Origin of the sequence: Sphingobium sp. Z007, from assembly GCF_900013425.1 — a bacterium.
Classification (GTDB): Bacteria; Pseudomonadota; Alphaproteobacteria; order Sphingomonadales; family Sphingomonadaceae; genus Sphingobium.
Genome location: NZ_FBXK01000001.1, coordinates 40001 through 56338 on the forward strand (window position 1 = coordinate 40001; position 16338 = coordinate 56338).

13 protein-coding genes (1 of these 13 running past the window's edge) are annotated in these 16338 nt (G+C 65.4%); 2 read left to right on the forward strand and 11 right to left on the reverse strand.

All coding sequences use genetic code 11. The annotated features are described in order from the left end of the window. The 6 genes from CEQ44_RS00210 to CEQ44_RS00235 all read right to left on the reverse strand — a co-directional run. A protein-coding gene (locus CEQ44_RS00210) for an aldehyde dehydrogenase (RefSeq protein WP_088185353.1) crosses the window boundary here: on the reverse strand, nt 1-1020 show its 5' portion. Its footprint begins 450 nt before the window's first position; 1020 of the gene's 1470 nt are visible here — the first part of the coding sequence; the start codon lies at nt 1018-1020; the stop codon falls past the left edge of the window. Nucleotides 1021-1035: 15 nt separating this feature from the next. Continuing rightward, nucleotides 1036-3423, reverse strand: a complete 2388-nt coding sequence (locus CEQ44_RS00215; protein ID WP_088185352.1) for a TonB-dependent receptor — start codon at nt 3421-3423, stop codon at nt 1036-1038. Between the two features lie 203 nt (nt 3424-3626). Further along, entirely contained in the window at nt 3627-5105 is a 1479-nt protein-coding gene (locus CEQ44_RS00220; protein ID WP_373438198.1) for a carotenoid oxygenase family protein, read from the reverse strand. A gap of 67 nt (nt 5106-5172) precedes the next feature. Beyond that, nucleotides 5173-6792, reverse strand: coding sequence for a GMC family oxidoreductase (locus CEQ44_RS00225; RefSeq protein ID WP_088185344.1), 1620 nt, complete (start codon nt 6790-6792; stop codon nt 5173-5175). Nucleotides 6793-6800: 8 nt separating this feature from the next. Continuing rightward, a complete protein-coding gene (locus CEQ44_RS00230; protein ID WP_088185343.1) occupies nt 6801-8981 on the reverse strand; it encodes a PQQ-binding-like beta-propeller repeat protein in 2181 nt (726 codons plus the stop codon). A 5-nt stretch (nt 8982-8986) separates the two neighbouring features. Continuing rightward, on the reverse strand, nt 8987-9901 hold the full coding sequence (locus tag CEQ44_RS00235; protein WP_088185342.1) for an NAD(P)H-binding protein: 915 nt from the start codon (nt 9899-9901) through the stop codon (nt 8987-8989). A 110-nt stretch (nt 9902-10011) separates the two neighbouring features. Here CEQ44_RS00235 and CEQ44_RS00240 point away from each other — a divergent pair, with 110 nt between their 5' ends. Continuing rightward, on the forward strand, nt 10012-10509 hold the full coding sequence (locus tag CEQ44_RS00240; protein ID WP_088185341.1) for a nuclear transport factor 2 family protein: 498 nt from the start codon (nt 10012-10014) through the stop codon (nt 10507-10509). Between the two features lie 74 nt (nt 10510-10583). Here CEQ44_RS00240 and CEQ44_RS00245 read toward each other — a convergent pair whose 3' ends face one another. Genes CEQ44_RS00245 through CEQ44_RS00260 form a run of 4 tightly spaced genes read right to left on the reverse strand, consistent with a single transcriptional unit; the run spans nt 10584 to nt 13802 of the window. Continuing rightward, nucleotides 10584-11093: a hypothetical protein gene (locus CEQ44_RS00245; protein ID WP_088185340.1), complete on the reverse strand. Its 510-nt coding sequence runs from the start codon at nt 11091-11093 to the stop codon at nt 10584-10586. Further along, on the reverse strand, nt 11090-11485 hold the full coding sequence (locus CEQ44_RS00250; protein WP_254913896.1) for a cytochrome c: 396 nt from the start codon (nt 11483-11485) through the stop codon (nt 11090-11092). The genes CEQ44_RS00245 and CEQ44_RS00250 overlap by 4 nt, the downstream gene beginning before the upstream one ends. After that, complete coding sequence (locus CEQ44_RS00255; RefSeq protein WP_088185338.1) at nt 11485-13017, reverse strand: FAD-binding oxidoreductase; 1533 nt, start codon at nt 13015-13017, stop codon at nt 11485-11487. The genes CEQ44_RS00250 and CEQ44_RS00255 overlap by 1 nt, the downstream gene beginning before the upstream one ends. Nucleotides 13018-13046: 29 nt before the next feature. Next, nucleotides 13047-13802, reverse strand: coding sequence for an SDR family NAD(P)-dependent oxidoreductase (locus CEQ44_RS00260; protein WP_088185337.1), 756 nt, complete (start codon nt 13800-13802; stop codon nt 13047-13049). A gap of 192 nt (nt 13803-13994) precedes the next feature. On the opposite strand from CEQ44_RS00260, the gene CEQ44_RS00265 reads away from it, so the two are divergent. Then, on the forward strand, nt 13995-14831 hold the full coding sequence (locus tag CEQ44_RS00265) for a p-hydroxycinnamoyl CoA hydratase/lyase (protein ID WP_088185350.1): 837 nt from the start codon (nt 13995-13997) through the stop codon (nt 14829-14831). Nucleotides 14832-14922: 91 nt separating this feature from the next. Here CEQ44_RS00265 and CEQ44_RS00270 read toward each other — a convergent pair whose 3' ends face one another. After that, nucleotides 14923-16335, reverse strand: a complete 1413-nt coding sequence (locus tag CEQ44_RS00270; protein ID WP_088185336.1) for an efflux transporter outer membrane subunit — start codon at nt 16333-16335, stop codon at nt 14923-14925. Nucleotides 16336-16338: the final 3 nt, after the last annotated feature.

The window sequence follows — 16338 nt, forward strand, 5'->3', positions numbered from 1 at the left end:
ATCCAACTGACGCTTCATGGCGACGGGGCCAAGCTGCGTGTCGGGCGCATCGCTATGGCCGATGCGGATACCCTGCATCACCTTGGCGATGGCGTCGGCCAATGCGTCATGGCGATGGCGCGGCACGATCGCGCGGCTCAGCATCGCGCAGACCTGACCGCTCATGATGGTGATGGTGTTGCCCAGGATCGCGGCGGCCGCCTCGATCGGGAAGTCGTCACGCACGATCGCCGCCGACTTCCCGCCCAGTTCCAATGTGCAGCGCGCCACGCGACCGGCGCAGACTTCGCCGATCCGCTTGCCCGCCAGGGTCGATCCGGTGAAGGTCACCTTGTCGATCCCCGGATTGCGGACCAGATGATCGGACGCGTCGCGCCCGGCCGCAACCAGATTGACGACGCCCGCCGGCACTCCCGCCGCCTCCGCCGCTTCGGCCATGATATAGGCCTCCAGCGGGGTTTCGGGCGAGGGCTTCATGATGACGGTGCAACCTGCGACCAATGCATAAGCCAGTTTGGCCGACATGATGCCATAGGGCGCGTTCCACGGCGCGATCGCCGCCACCACGCCGGCGGGTTCCTGCACCACGATGGCGGTGTTGACCATGTGCGAAGGGCGCCGCTCCACGAACGGATAGCTATCGGCATAGCCCGCGATCGCCATCAACGTGGCGGTCGCCCCACCGGTCATGACCGGCGCAAAGCTCGCCAGCCCACCGACCTGCGCGGTCCAGGCCGCCGCCAGTTCGGGCGCGCGCTGTTCCAGTTCAGCGCCCATGCGCTTGACGATCGCCCCCCGCTCCGCCGGGTCCATGGTCGGCCATGGCCCTTCATCGAACGCCTTGCGCGCGGCAGCGACGGCCCGGTCCATATCCGCTGCCGTGCCGTCGGCGACCCGCGCGATCACCTCCTCGCTATTGGGCGAGACGATCTCGATCATGCCCTCACCAGTGGAATCGATCCACGCGCCGCCGATGAACAGCTTGTCGGGATGGGCGATCCGGATGCCTGTTGGAATCATGCTGTCCATTTCCTCTCAAAAGCTCTTCTTGACCGTCGCGGTCCATTCGCGCGGACGGCCGACCGTACCGGTGGACACACCGTAGGTGGCGACGTTTTCCGCAACACCCTGATAGTAGAATGTGTCGAAGACGTTGGTGACGCCAACGCTGAGCGACCAATCCTTGTCGGCCGCGCGATAGGTCAGCCGCGCATTGACCAGGCTGGGCGCGTCGATCAGATTATCGGCGTTGTTGATCGCGTTATAATAGAAGTTGGAGCGCCAGGACCAGTCGATCCGCGGCGTCAGCGTGCCATTGCCGCCCAGGTCGGCTTCATATTGCACGCCAGCCGACAACTGCCATTTGCTGATGAAGGGCGCGATCATGTCCTTGGTCACCAGCGTCGCCGGGTTGGTGATCCTCTTATAATCGAAGTCGAGATAGCCGACCGATGCGTCGAACGACAGGCCGTCCGCCGGACGCAGCTGCGCCTCCAGTTCCCAACCCAATACTTCCGCATCGCCCGCATTGGACGGCACCGAGCAGGACAGGACGACGCTTTCCGGGCACTGATAACGGACCAGCTGCATATCGTCATATTTGTTCAGGAACACCGCACCGTTCAGGCGCAACATCCGGCCGAACAGATCAGCCTTGAACCCGGCTTCATAGGTGGTGAGCTTTTCCGGGCCGAAGGTCTGGACCTGATCCGGCGCGGACGGGCGCGGGTTGATGCCGCCGCCCTTAAAGCCTGTCGACAGCTGGGCATAGGTCATCAGCTCGTCCGACCAGCGATAATTGACGCCGATACGGTAATCGACCCGGTTGCCCTTGAACGTGCCGGTCAGCCCGTCCAGCCCGACCAGAAGGAAATTGGGCGTGAAGAAGGCGCCGCTTGGCAACGTCCCATCCACATTGCGGCGGGAATAGCGATAGGTCTTCTTGTCATCGGTGTAGCGCAGCCCGCCGATGATGTTGAAGGCGTCGGTCACATGAAATTCGCCATGGGCAAACACCGACGCGCTGCGGTTCTTGATGACGTCGTCCGACAAGAAATCGAACAACAGGGTCGGGATCTGGCTGCGCCCCTCGATCGTGTCCGTCGCCTTATAATAAAAGCCGCCGACGGTCAGGTCGACCTTGTCATTGAAATTGGCGCTCAACCGCAATTCCTGCGTGAACTGCTCGTGGCCGTAGGTGAACTCCTGCAACAATATCGCGAGCGGCGATCCGTCGACATCGATCGCGCTGGTGCCATCGGCGCTGCGATAGCCGGTGATCGACTTGAGCTTGAACGAGTCCGACAGGTCATAGTCGATCGTGCCCGACAGGCCCCACGCCTTGACCGTGCTGGTCGGGCTGGCGGAAAAGCCCCCCGGCGCGATCTGGGTCGGGATGCCGAACACCGTCGTATAATTGCCGCCGGTCGCATAGGTGGCGTAGGATGTGTAGCTCTTCGACCCGGTCAGAAAGCGGCTGTCGAACGGGATGCCCGCGGTCGGATCGCCCGCGACATAGCTGCGCACGGACGGGTTGTCGGCATAGAGCAATTTGGTCGCGACCGTCTCGCTCTTGTCCTTGGACACATCGGCGACGACGTTGATTTCCAGCGGCGATCCGGCCGGCGCGTAACGCAGCGCGGCGCGCAGCGCCATCACGTCGATCCCGCCTTCGGTGCCGATCCGGCAATTCTTGTTGCCGCTGCTGGCCGGGATGCCCGACGCCGGGTAGACGCAGCCATAATCGAGCAGTTTCATATAACCGTCGACATTTTTCGACACGCCCGACACGCGCAGGAACAGGTCGTCGGTCAGCGGCACATTGGCGCTGCCGCGCAGTTCCAGCCGGTCGAACCGGCCATAGGTCGCCTCGACGAAACCGCCCGGCGTGGCATCCGGCTTCTTGCTGAACAGCTTCACCGCGCCGCCGACGCTGTTCTTGCCGGCCAGCGTGCCCTGCGGTCCGCGCAGCACCTCGACCCGCTCCAGGTCGGTCAGGTCCATGACCGCGCCGAAGGTCGTGCCATAATAGATGTCATCGATATAGATGCCGACGCCCGGTTCCAGCGCGAAGCTGGCGTCGAGCTGCCCCACGCCACGGATGAAGGCGGCGACGGCATTGCCCTGGATGCTGGTGGCGGGCGCCAGCGCGACGTTCGGCGCGAACTGGCCCAGGTCCGTGACGCTGGTCTGGCTACGCGCAGCCAGTGTATCGGCTGAGACCGCGGTGATGGCGATCGGCGTATCCTGCAGATTTTGCGCGCGGAACTGGGCGGTGACGATGATATCGGCGCTATTGGCCTGATCGGCTGCCTGTTCGGGCGTCGCCGCCTCCTGCGCCGTTGCGGGCGCGGCGATCATCGCCGCTGCCAACGCTATACCCGCCACATGCCCTTGAAACCGGCTCTTCCAGATTATCGCCATGGTCTTTTCCTCCCTCATATGATGGCCTCAAGGCGCAGGGGGAGGAAGCGCCGGACCAGCCATTGCCGGTTCCGGTTGGGGGCGGCGCTATGCGCCTGCCTGCCTTGCCATCCTCTTGCCCGGCCCAGGGCCTTCCGTCTTTTCCGTTCAGGACGGAGAGGTCTCTGCCTCCCCGCCATTAAGTAACGATCGTTAGTATTTTGTCAAGCGGCTTGGTGCGCCTTCGCGCTTGCCAATTGCGCCGCCGACACCCAGGCGCCATGCACCTGCGCACGCATCGGCAGGGGCATCGGCACGCGTGCGACCGGCCCGGCGGCGATGGTGTTTGCATCCACCACCCAGAGTTCGGACTTATAGTCCGCCTCCCCCGCCTGGCGATCGACCACCATCAGCAACCAGCCTTCATGCCCCGCCTGCGCCGATGGAACATGCACCGGTTCGCTTATCGCCATGCCGAATTCCAGCCCCATCATGTCGATGCGGCCATTGCCCGGCTCGATCTGCAACAGCGCGTTGAAGGCGAAGCCGACCGGCCCGCCCGGCAGCGGCGGTCCGCCCTGTGGGTTCATCGACAGATACCAGGCCGACCGATAAGGCCGCCCCTGGTCGGCGTCGCGCAGGCGCGGCATGTCGCCAGGCGGGCCGATCAGCCGCGCCTCGAAACTGTCCCCGTCCTTCGACAGATCGAAGGTCCAGCGGGTCAGGCCGCCGCCTATCTCCCGCTGGTCGCGCTGGATACCGCCGGCTTCACGCATGAAACCAAAGGCATTGGTGTCCGACAGGCACAGGTCGAGATGGACGCAATCGCCATCGTCAAAGGCGTTGACGATGTGGAAGGCCGACACGCCCGGCCGCCCGCGGAACCAGCGCATCTCTTCCGCCTTGCCATAGCGCGGCATGATGCCGACCCAACTGTCCAGATCCTGCTGGTGCGCCCAATGCGCGCCGCCTGCCTTCAATCGGTCCAGATCGGCCGTGGTCGGGAAAATCGGGAAAATCGCATATTTTTCGGTGATCGCGAAATCATGGATGGTCGAGCAATAGGGCTGATCGAACCATTGCTCACGCATCAGATTGCCGTCGCGATCCGCCACGCCATAGGCGACCTTGGTCGAACACAGCCCGTCCGCTTCATAGCCGAAGAAGAACATCTCCCCGGTCTGCGGATCAACGCGGGGATGGGCGGTGAAGGTCTGCGACGTGAAGGCACCATGATAGTCCCAGCGGCCGATCGTCTCCAGCGTGTCGGGATCGATCTCATAACCAAGGCCATCCTCCTTCGTCATGAACAGCCGCCCGCCATGCCAGACCGGCGTCGTGTTGGCGACGGTGCGGTCGCGACCGGCCACGACGGGATCGTCAGTAAAGGGGTTGCGATAGCGGCCGAACAGGGCGTGCCGGGCGTCCTTTTCCAGCGCGTAGCGTTCGGTTTCGACATAGCGGATGGCATAATCCACCTTGCCGTCATGAATGGCGAACTTCGCAACCATGCCATCACCCGACAGGACGATATCATCGTCGAACATCGGCGCATGGGCGGGGTCCGGCACGGCGCGGAAAAAGGCGCCGTCGATCTCGGCCGGGATCTCGCCGATCACCGCCAGATTGCGCGCCGACCATTCGATGCCAACAGGCGTATTGAGGCCGGTAAAATGGATCGTTTCGGGAAAGACTCGCACCATTATCTGCTCCTCATTCTACCATCTTTTCATAACGATCGTTATCGTTATATCAAGTCCGCGCAAACGCTCACAACTGTCCAGTTCGCTGTCGCATAGCGCGCAGCACATGGTCCGCGCCCTTGTCGCCGATCATGATCGCGGTCGCATTGGTATTGCCCGCAGGCAGGCTGGGCATGACCGACGCGTCGGCCACCCACAGCCCCTCCACCCCGATGACGGCCAGGTCGGCATCGACCACCGCCTGCGCATCGTCGCGCGCACCCATCCTGGCTGTGCCGACGGGATGATAGAGCGGGATCGACGCCATCCGCACATAGCCGCGCAACTGATCGGGATCGGTCAGCGCCGCGCCGGGACGCAGCTCGCCCTTGATATGCGCCGCGATCGGCGTTTCGTTCAGGATCGACCGGGCGATGCCGATGCCTTCCACGATCTGGTCGATATCGTCGTCACTACCCAATTGCCGATGCTCGATCTTCGGCGGCGCGAAGGGGTCGGCAGAGCGCAGACTGATCCGCCCGCGATGGCTGGGCCGCATCAGCCCGACCAGGGTAGAGACGGACGGCGTCTTGCGCAGCATCAACCGACCCTGTTCATCGAAGTCGAAGGCGAAAGCGGCGAAACTGATCTGGAGATTGGGCGCGGGCAATTCCGGGCGGCTCTTCACGAAAGCCTGCGCATGACCGATCGCGGTGGTCAGCGCGCCACGCCGGGAGAGCGCATAGCGCAGCACCTGCCATGCCCCGCGCAAGCCCTGCGCATCGCTGTTGAGCGTGGCTGCGTCGACTTCATTGACGACATGGGTGCCGACATGGTCCTGAAGATTGCTACCGACGCCAGGCCGATCGCACACCGCCTCTATTCCATGCGCGCGCAGATGATCGGCCGGGCCTATGCCCGACAGCATCAACAGGCGCGGCGTGTTCATCGCGCCCGCGCTCAGCACCACGCCGTGGCGCGCGCGCAGCGTCTTTTCGACGCCGTCCTGCCAATAGTCGATGCCGACCGCCCGGCCGTCCTCGATTCTGATGCGCAGCAGTTGCGCCTCCAACATTATGGTCGGTGCCCTGCCGCCGCGCCGCTCGTGCAGATAGCCGCGCGCCGCCGAACAGCGCGTGCCGCCTCGCTGCGATACCTGCACATAATCGACGCCCTCGGCGCTCTGCCCGTTCAGGTCCGGCGAGCGGGGAATACCCGCCGCCTGCGCCGCCGCGATCCACTGGTCGGTAATAGGATAGCGCGCACGCCCTTCCGACACGGCGATCGGCCCGCCGGTCCCGCGCCAGGCGTCCGCGCCCCGCTCATTATTTTCCATCCGCCGGAAATAGGGCAACACCGAATCATAGTCCCATCCCGCAGCGCCCAGCCGCGCCCATTCGTCATAGTCCCAGCGATGGCCGCGAATGAACATCATGCCATTCAATGCGCTGCCGCCGCCCAGCATCCTGCCTGCGGGCCATATGTCGGCCCGGCCGCCCAGCGACGGGTCGGGCTCTGCCTGATAGCACCAGTCATAGGCAGGGTTCTGCACGATCGCGCTGGTCAGCGCCGGGATGCGCGATCGCATATGCCGGTCGGTCCTGCCCGCCTCGACCAGGGTGACGGACAGGCCGGCTTCGGCCAGCCGCCCAGTCATCGCGGACCCGCCCGAACCGCCGCCCACGACGATGATGTCGGTCTCTTCCATGGTCGTTCCTAGAAATTGGACATGATGGCGGCGCTGGGCGCATCGAGTGGCTTGCCCGCCGCCTTCAGCTTCCGCTCACGCTCGCGCAGCGGCCCCTGCTCGGCGATCAGCCAGGCATGGATGGCGTCGGCATCCTCCACGCTCAGCAAATCGTCCCAGCGCGGCATCCCGCCCGGCAGCAATAGGCCGTCGCGCACGATCTGGTTGAACATATCATGCGTGGCCGGTTGCATCCGGCGCAGGTCGGGCGCGGTGGAGCGCAGCTGGTTGCTGTGGCAGATGGCGCAATTCTGGAAGAACAGCCCCTGCCCCTTGGCGATCATCGCGGCCGTCGCGCCGGGCAACTGCGCGGGCGGCGCTGGGGCAACCTCTGCTGGCGGCAGCGGCGTGGGCTGCGGCACCGGGCCACCGTCCAGCTTGAACACCAGGATGCGGTTGGCGTTGCCGTTGCGATAGGCCGCCGAATAGCGCGGCACATAGCCCCAGCCGCCCCCGCCGAAACCGGCCGCGACCGCCACATATTGCACGCCCTTCACCCGATAGGTCATGGGCGCCGCCATGATCGACGTGCCGGTATCGATTTCCTTGATGAGCTTGCCAGTGTCGGCGTCGCGCACGATCAGCTTGCCGCCGATGGTGCCATGGACGATCAGGCCCGATGCGGTGGAGAGCATCCCCATTCGGTCCTGCCACCCTTCCGTCGGCACCGCCCAGCGGGCCTTGCCGGTCAGCGGGTCGATGGCGCGCAGTTCGCTGCTATAGGGCTTGTCCTTCACCCACTGCATTTCGGGCAGCTTTTCCACCTGTTGGCGGATCGCGGGCGGCAGGGTCGGCAGCACCGCCTCCAGTTGTGGCGTGAAAATCAGCGTCGTCTGGACGTTCAGCGCCTTGGGCCGCCGGGGTTCCGCCGGCGTGCCGGGCGGCACGGTGAACATGAGGTTCCCCATGTCCAGCACGGAGGCATAATAGTTCTTCCGCTCGGCATCATAGGCGGCCGGATACCAGTTGCGCGCGCCCGCCGACGCCGGGAAGATGATGCGCGGGCCGTTCCAGAAATCGGTGCGGTCCGGCGTCATCTGCGGCACGCCATCCTTGTCGAACCCTTTGGTCCAGTTGGTCCGCACCAGCGGATTGACGCGCAGCGGCTTGCCGGTTTCGCGGTCCAGCACGAACAGATAGCCGTTTTTGGGCGAATGGAGGATGACCGGGCGGACCGTGCCGTCCACCTCCATCTCGCTCAGCACCATCGGCTGGGTGGCGGTGAAGTCCCAGCTATCGCCGGGCGTTTCCTGATAATGCCATTTCACCGCGCCGCTCTTGGCGTCCAGCGCCACGATGGAGGAAAGATAGAGGTTGGTGCCGCCCTTGGGCGATCGGGTGGCGATGGAATAGGGGCCGCCATTGCCGACGCCGATATAGACGGTGCCGAACTTGGGATCATAATTGATCGCGTCCCACACGGTGCCGCCACCGCCAATGTCCCAGCGGCTTTTGGCGTCCCAGGTCTTGAGCGCGGCGTCGAGCGCCTTGTTTTCCTGCGGCCCCTTCGCCGGGTCGTGGGGCACGGTATAGAAGCGCCAGGCCTGCCCACCATCGGCGATGCGATAGGCGGTGACATAGCCGCGCGCGTCATATTCCGCGCCGCCATTGCCGATGATGACCAGATCGCCCGCCACTTCGGGCGCGCCGGTGCTGGTATAGCCGCGGCTGTGATCGACCACCGTGTCGGCCTTCCACAGGACTTTGCCGCTTTTCGCGTCGAGTGCGTAGAGCATTCCGTCGAGCGCGCCGACCATGACTTTGCCGTTGGCCACGGCGACGCCGCGATTGGCTTGGTCGCAGCAGGCCGCGCGATTGGACTGCATGTCCACCTCCGGCTCGAAGGCCCAGAGCGGCTTGCCGGTCGCCCCGTCGAGCGCATAGACCCGGCCCAGATTGCCGCTGGTGTACATGACGCCATCGACGACCACCGGCGTCGCTTCCTGCACGCGGTTGGTATTGAGGTCGTAGGACCAAGCCAGGCCCAGGCGACCGGCATTGCCCTTGTCGATATCGGTCAGGCGCGAATGATGGCTGCCCCAGACGTCACCGCCGGTATAGGGCCAGTCGTCGCCCGCGCCGCTGTCGCCCGTCGTTCCGCCGCCCGCGCATCCCGCGAGCGCCAGCAACGCCGCCAGCGCGGCCATCATCCTCTTCACAGCGGCCAGCCTTCCTTGTGCGCCAGCATGACCTCGCGCAGGCTTTTAGGCTTGCGGCCGGTGATCTTCGCGACCCAGTCGGTCTTTTCCGCGAAATAGCCTTCGCGGATCGACTGGCCGAACGTTACCATGTCGTCGCTCGACCAGGGGATCGGCCCGTCGGGCACGATGTCGGAGGCATGGCGCGGCGCGCCCAGCGCGTCGAAATAGGCGAACATCGCTTCGTCATCGACCGGATCGACCACGATCGGCTTGCCGGCGAGTTCGCTGGCCAACGCCATCGCCTGCGGAATGGTGAGCAGATCGGGACCGGTCAGCACATAGGCCCGGTTCTCATGACCCGGTTGGGTGAGGACACCCACCGCGGTCGCGACGCAATCGTCGCGGCTGACGAAGGCCACCAGGCCGTCGCCGCAATTGTCGGGCTTGCCGCCTGCCATCAGAGCGGGAATGGTCATAGGTCCGGCGATCGCCTCGGCATATTGGCTGTCGCGCAAATGCGTCCAGGCGGCGCCTGAGCCTTCAATGATCTCCTCGGTCGCGCGATGGTCGTCCTTGACGATCGCAGGATTGCCGGGCTGATCGGCGGCGATGATGGATGTATAGACGATATGCCGCACGCCCGCCGCGACCGCCGCCTCAACAGCGCTCCGATGCTGGCCGACGCGGGTGCCGACGCGCGCGGTGCTGATAAGCAACATCTTCTCCCCCCCCGCCATCGCGGCGGGCAGGCTGGCCGGATCGTCGAAATCGGCGAAGCGCACGTCCGCGCCGCGGGTGGCCAGATCGGCCAGCTTTGCGGGCGTGCGGGTCAGCAATATCGCGTCCTGCGGCGCAACCTTGTCCAGCAGCAATTCCGCCGCCGCGCGACCAAAGGCGCCCGAAGCGCCTGAAATGATGATCTTCCCCATGCGTCCTCTCGCTTGCATGATCTCGCGTCTTGTTGCACATAATCGTAACGAATGTTATTATTACGTCAAGCCAAAGAACCAAGGCCAGAGAACCAAGGAGAGTGACTATCATGCCTTCCCTTCCGATCGAGGACCGGATCGCGCTGCAAGACCTGATCGCCGCCTATAGCTGGGCGCTCGATACCGGGGATGTCGAGGCGCTGGTCGCCTGTTTCACGCCCGGCGCGCGCATGGTGGAGGAGGTCTTCGATGATCCCGACATCTGGGAAGGGCATGAGGGAATTCGCGGCATCGCCGAACATTATCGCAATGCGCCGGGCTTTCCTGGTCGCCAGCATCATGTGACTCAGGTTCAATATACGGCGCAGGAGGACGGCAGTTGCAAGATGCGCGGCTTCGCCTTCGTGACCGAGTGCGAAGGCGAACCGCCCTATCTGCTGCGCTTTGCCGGCTGGTATGACGATCATGCGGTGAAGGGCGACGATGGCCAGTGGCGCTTCCATCGGCGCACCGTGCGATTGTGGGATGGCGAAGTGTTGAAGAATTTTCCCGGCCGCGGGGAGTGGGTGCCGCGTAAACGGCCGGATTCGCTGATCATCAGGCGGTAATAACCTCCGCTCGTTTCGAGCGTGTCGAGAAACGGGCATGCAACCCCTTCTCGACTTCGCTCGAAGCGAACAGCTCAGCTGCGGACCATCACCCAGCTGAGCGCGGGCTCTATCCTGCTTTCCGATACCAGAGCACATTGGCCGACCTTGTCGAGCGCGAGGTCGGCGAAGGCTTCCGGCCAGGCCGTGCCCGATAGTTGCGCGAGCGAGTGGACGGACGCGCCGTCCATTGCGCAGCGCGCCGTCATCCGCCCGTCCGCGCCATGCCGCACCAGCGCGATGCGCCGATAGCCAGCCTCGGCCGCAATCTCGCCAACCAGCAATTCGTCGCTGCGCCGGGTGATCGCGAAGATCGCGGCGGGAGAGGCCGATAGTAAGGCACGCATCTGGCGCACTCGGTCACCCTCCAGCGGGATGGCCTGCCGGCCCAACATTTGCGCGCGCGCGGCGAAGCGGCGCCCCGCCGTCAGCCCCGAATCGTGCAGCAGGAGCGGCACCGTCGCAGCCTCGGTCCGTACGCCAGCCAGCGCCGCCGACGCCACGGCCGCGCTCGCCATAAATCCCCGGCGTGACAGGCCGCTCATGGCTTTGCCCCCTTGGCCAGATGCTGCGCGATCAGTTTCAAGTCCGCATCGCTGACTTCGCCGCGCGGGATGGCGGGCATGTTGCCGATCCCCATGCGCGCCGCCTGCACGACATAGTCCGCCGGCAGATCGGTGCGCTTCTCCAGCAAGGGCTGGTCCGACCGCCGCGCGAGCAGCCCCGTCCCCATGCCGCCCGGTCCATGGCACATGGCGCATTTTTCGATATAGAGCTTCTCCCCCGGTCCAGCTGCCGGACGCGACGACAGAGTCTCCGGCGCTGGCAAGGGCGGCGGCCGCTTGGGCGCCTGAGCGGGCGTTTCGCTCGCCCGGCCGCAAGCCGCGCCCGCCAATATCAGCGCCCCGCCCATTAGGGCGATCATCCCCCGACGCATCAACCCTGCCCTCCCGCTCGGCGGCTGGGCCAGATGCCGCTCTTGCCCGGCGCGATCACCCCCTTGGGATCGAGCGCATCCTTCACCTTGCGGTTGAGCTGCGCCAGCGCGCCCTTGTTATAATCATAGGTGCCCGCGACCGCGTCCATATAGTCGAGATGAGTGCGATATTCGCCGTAACCCTCGGCTTTGGCATCAGCGATCACATGCTTGAGGAAGGGATCGACCCGGCCCATCAGATCGGGATCATCCTTATTGATGAGCACCGCGTTGACGTTGATGAGGTGGCGCTCGCCAAAGGCGAAGCTGGCCTGATAGTCCATGCCATATTGTTTGTAGCGGGCGTAGGTGCGCTGAAACTGGGCCTGCGCCGCCGCGCCCGATTGGGGGAGGATCGGCGAAAAGCCGATATGCCCGCCGCGCCCGCCATGCCAGTTGGCATTCTGCATCGGCATGGTGAGCGGGGTGCCGGTCCAGCCGGTCGCCTCCAGCGGTTCGCCGGTTTTCCAGACGGTCGGGCGCAGCGACATGGGTTTGAGCTTCCCCATTTCCTGCTCCAAGATCGCATAGGCCGCCTTGTTGACCGATTCCCGGCCATAGAGGCGCAGGCTGACACCCCACCAGCCGACGTTGAATTTCTTGCGGATCGCCGCGATCGCATCGTCGGGCAGCGCACCGGGCTTGTCGGTCCATTGGTCGCGGGTCGTCACCACGGCGGCGGCGCGCAGCCAGTTGCCGATGGTCGGCGACTGCTGCAACAGGCCCTCCCGCCGCAGCGGCGCGATCGCATCGATCAACGGCCCCAGATCCTCCGGCCGATCGAACTCCAGGTCCATGCCCATCAGCGATTCGGGCGCAGGCATCAGCCACAGGCCCATTTTGGTGACGATGCCGAAATTGGACTGGACGAACATCTGGTCCCAGCCGGGGCCGAAGCCGAAGCGATAGAGCTGCCAGGTCGGCGCGCCGTCCAGCGCGCCCATGCCGGTGCGCACGACGAGGCCGTCGGCCATCACCGCCTCTATGCCGCAGATCCGCGTCGCATGTTCGCCATAGGGGGTATAGCCCATGCCCCGGTCCAGCGCGTTGCCGACCACCGATCCCCAACTATTGCCGGGCACCGACAGCCAGTGTTTCATGCCCTTCGACTTCAGGAAGTCGTAGAGATCGTAGAAGCCGACTCCCGGCTCCAGCAGCACAGTGCCGTTCGCCTCGTCATAATCGATCTTCTTCATCCGGCTGAGGTCGAGCACCACCGACCCCGCCAGCAATGGCGAGGACCCGCCATAGCCCAGATTCTTGCCCCGGCTGATCGGCCAGAGCGCAATGCCGCGGTCAGCGGCGATGCGGACGATCGCCTGGATTTCCTCCACCGTCGCGGGGGCCACCGCACCGGCCGGATGGTGGCGGGCGTCGTCGATCGCGAACTTGTCCTGATAGCTTGCCTGATCGTCCTCGCCGAAAAAGACATGATCCTTGCCGACGATCGCGGCAAAGACGGCGATGGTGGCGGGTGGAAGCGTTTGGGCCATGCTGTGTCTTGCCTTGTCGTGAAAAGGGTTCAGGCGGCCGCGGTCCAGCGGGTGCGCGCGGGCGGGCGAGCGCCGCCGTCGAGCCGCAGGACTTCGCCGTTAATCATGGGATGGCGGATCAGGAACAGGGCGGCGTCGGCAAATTCATCGGCCGTGCCCGCCCGGCGGGGAAATTCCATGCCGCCGATCAGTTCATCGACCAAAGCTGGCGGCATATGCGCCGTCATCGGCGTGGCGAAGAAGCCGGGGGCGATGCCGACGCAGCGGATCGCGTGGCGGGACAGGTCGCGCGCCCAGATCAGCGTGAGCGCGGCGAGCGCCGCCTTAGACGCGCCATAGGCGCCCATCCCCTCCTGCCCCTCGAACGAAGCGATCGAGCAGGCGTTGAGGATCACACCCCGCGACCCATCCGAGCCATCCGGCGCATTGTCGATCATGCGACGCGCGACATGGGCGGTGACGTTGACAGCGCCGATCAGATTGACGTCGATGACGCGACGAAAGGCGGCGACATCGCCCGGTCCCGCTGGCGTGGCGATCGGTGCGATACCGCCGATCCCGGCCATGTTCGCCAGGATCGACACTGGGCCAAGCGGGGCCACAGCAGCGGACACCGCCCCTTCATCGGTAATGTCGCAGAGGATCGACCGCACATTGGGCGAGGGGCTGGCTTGCAGGTCCAGCACCACCACATCTGCGCCCGCGGACAACAAGTTGGACACCAGTGCGGCGCCCAGCCCGGACGCGCCGCCGGTGACGAGCGCGGTCTTGCCCTGCACATCCATCTCGCCTCGCTTTGCCGATCGCGCCGGCCTTTATTTAATAACGATCGTTATCATCGTGACTACCCCGCTATTTGTCAAGGCGCGCCGGTCAGCTGACCGCGCAAAAAAGCCTTGCCAGTCCCGCGTTACACATTGTATGCCTGTGATACATATTGCAGGGCCGACAGTGCGGCCGCCAGAGGAGCCAGGGTGATGGAAGATCAAGACGTCGTTTCCGTTCATGTCGAAAACCGCATCGCCTGGGTGAATTTTGCTCGCCCAGCCAAGCGCAACGCTATGAGCCCGACGCTCAACCGGCGCATGATGGAAGTGCTGGACGAGCTGGAATATAGCGACGATGTCGGCGTGCTGGTGCTGGGCGGCGAAGGCACCGCCTGGTCGGCGGGCATGGACCTGAAGGAATATTTCCGCGAAACCGAATCGCAGGGTTTGCGCGGCGTGCGCAAGTCGCAGGCGGAAAGCTATGGCTGGTTCCGCCGCCTGCGCTGGTATCAGAAGCCGACCATCGCGATGGTCAATGGCTGGTGTTTCGGCGGCGGCTTTGGCCCACTGTTCGCCTGCGACCTCGCCATCTGCGCGGACGAGGCGCAGTTCGGCCTGTCCGAAATCAACTGGGGCATATTGCCCGGCGGCGGCGTGACCAAGGTGGTGGTGGACCTGCTGCCGATGCGCGACGCCATGTGGCTGACGCTGACCGGCGACCTGATCGACGGCAAGGCCGCGTCCGCCATGCGGCTGGTCAATGAGAGCGTGCCCTTGGAGCAGCTTAAGGCCCGCACGACGCAGGTCGCCGAAATGCTGCTGAGCAAGAATCCGGTAGCGCTGAAATTCGCCAAGGATGCCGTCCGCCGCGTGGGCACCATGACCTATGACGAGGCGGAAGATTATCTGGTCCGTATGCAGGAAGCCGCCAACTTCCACGACAAGAGCGAAGGCCGCAAGGAAGGCATCCGGCAGTTCATCGACGAGAAGAGTTACAAGCCGGGTCTGGGCGCTTATGATCTGAGCAAGGCGAAGACGCAGGCCTGATGATACAATCCGTTCGCTTCGAGCGAAGTCGAGAAGCGGCCAAGCTGGCGCTTTGCGTTTCTCGACACGCTCGAAACGAACGGAGGGTTGGTCAGGCGGCAGCCTGACCCCATCCGCCGCCCAGCGCCCGGAACAGATCGACCTGCGCGAAGGACAGCGCGCGGGTGGCGGTTGCCAGATCCGCCTCAGCGCTGGCCAGCGTGCGTTGCGCGTCCAGCACCGTGAGGAAATCGATCTGCCCCTCGCGCTGCCGCGCCAGGCTGATCCGGGCCGCGCGGGCCGCTTCGTCGCGCGCAAGGCCCAGCGTCTGCGCGCGCTCGATCGCATGGGCGTAAGCGGACAAAGCGCGTTCGCTTTCCTCCAGCGCCTGGAGCACCGTTCCGTCGAAGGTTGCGAGCGACGCCGCACCGTCCGCCTTTGCCGCGCCGATCCGGGCGCGGATCGCTTCGGTGTTGGGAAAGGCCCAGCTGATGAGCGGCCCCAGCACCCAGTTGAGCGGCCCACCGCCCAGCAAATTGCCGCCGCCCAGCGCCGTCGTGCCGACCGATCCGCCCAGCGTGATGCGCGGATAGAGGTCCGCCGTCGCGACACCGATCCGCGCGGTGTCCGCCGCCAGCCTGCGCTCTGCCGCGCGCACGTCGGGCCGCCGCGCCAGGAGGGCCTGGCCGTCGCCGACCGGGATCGGCTGGGCCAGTTGCGGCGTGCGGGTCGCCGCGCGCACCGTGTCGGGCAATTGCTGCGGCGTCCGCCCGGTCAGCGTCGCCAGCCGGAACAGCGCCGCGTCCCGATCCGCCGCCAGCGACGGGATCGTCGCCTTTTGCTGTTCGCGCAGGGCGGTCACGCGGATCACGTCCAGCCGATCGGATCGGCCGACCTCGAATCGCGCACCGGTGATGCGGATCGATTGGTCGAGCAGCGCCACCGTCCGCTCCGCCACGGCCAGCCGTTCGGCCGTGGCGGTGACGTCGAGGTAAGCGCGCACTGTGTCGGCGATCACCGTGACGCGCACGCCGTCGGCATCCGCCTGCACCGCCGCCAGGTCGCCGCGCGCCGCCTCCACGCCGCGCTTGACCCGGCCGAACAGATCGACCTCGTAGGCAATGTCCAGCCCGCCATCGAACACCCAATTTTCCCGGTCTATGTTCGGCAGCGATTGCGCCGCCGACGTCCGGTTATAGGTGCCGGACGCGCCAAGACTGGTTTGCGGCAGGCGATCCGATTTTGCGCCGCGCAGCGAGGCGCGCGCCCGTTCGATCCGCGCCACCGCCACGCGGATGTCGGTGTTGGCGGCCAGCGCGTCGGCGACCAGCGTGTCGAGCAGCGGATCGCGATAGAGCGTCCACCAGCGGTCCTGGGTTGCGGACGCGCTGACCGCCGGGTCGGCCGCACCGATGAAGGGCGCGGCCGCCGTCGTCGGGGTAGCGGGCGGCCGATAGTCCGGCCCGGCCGCGCAGGCGGTCAGCGCGCTGGCGCCGAGCAGGAGGGCGATGAAGGTGCGTGTCATAGC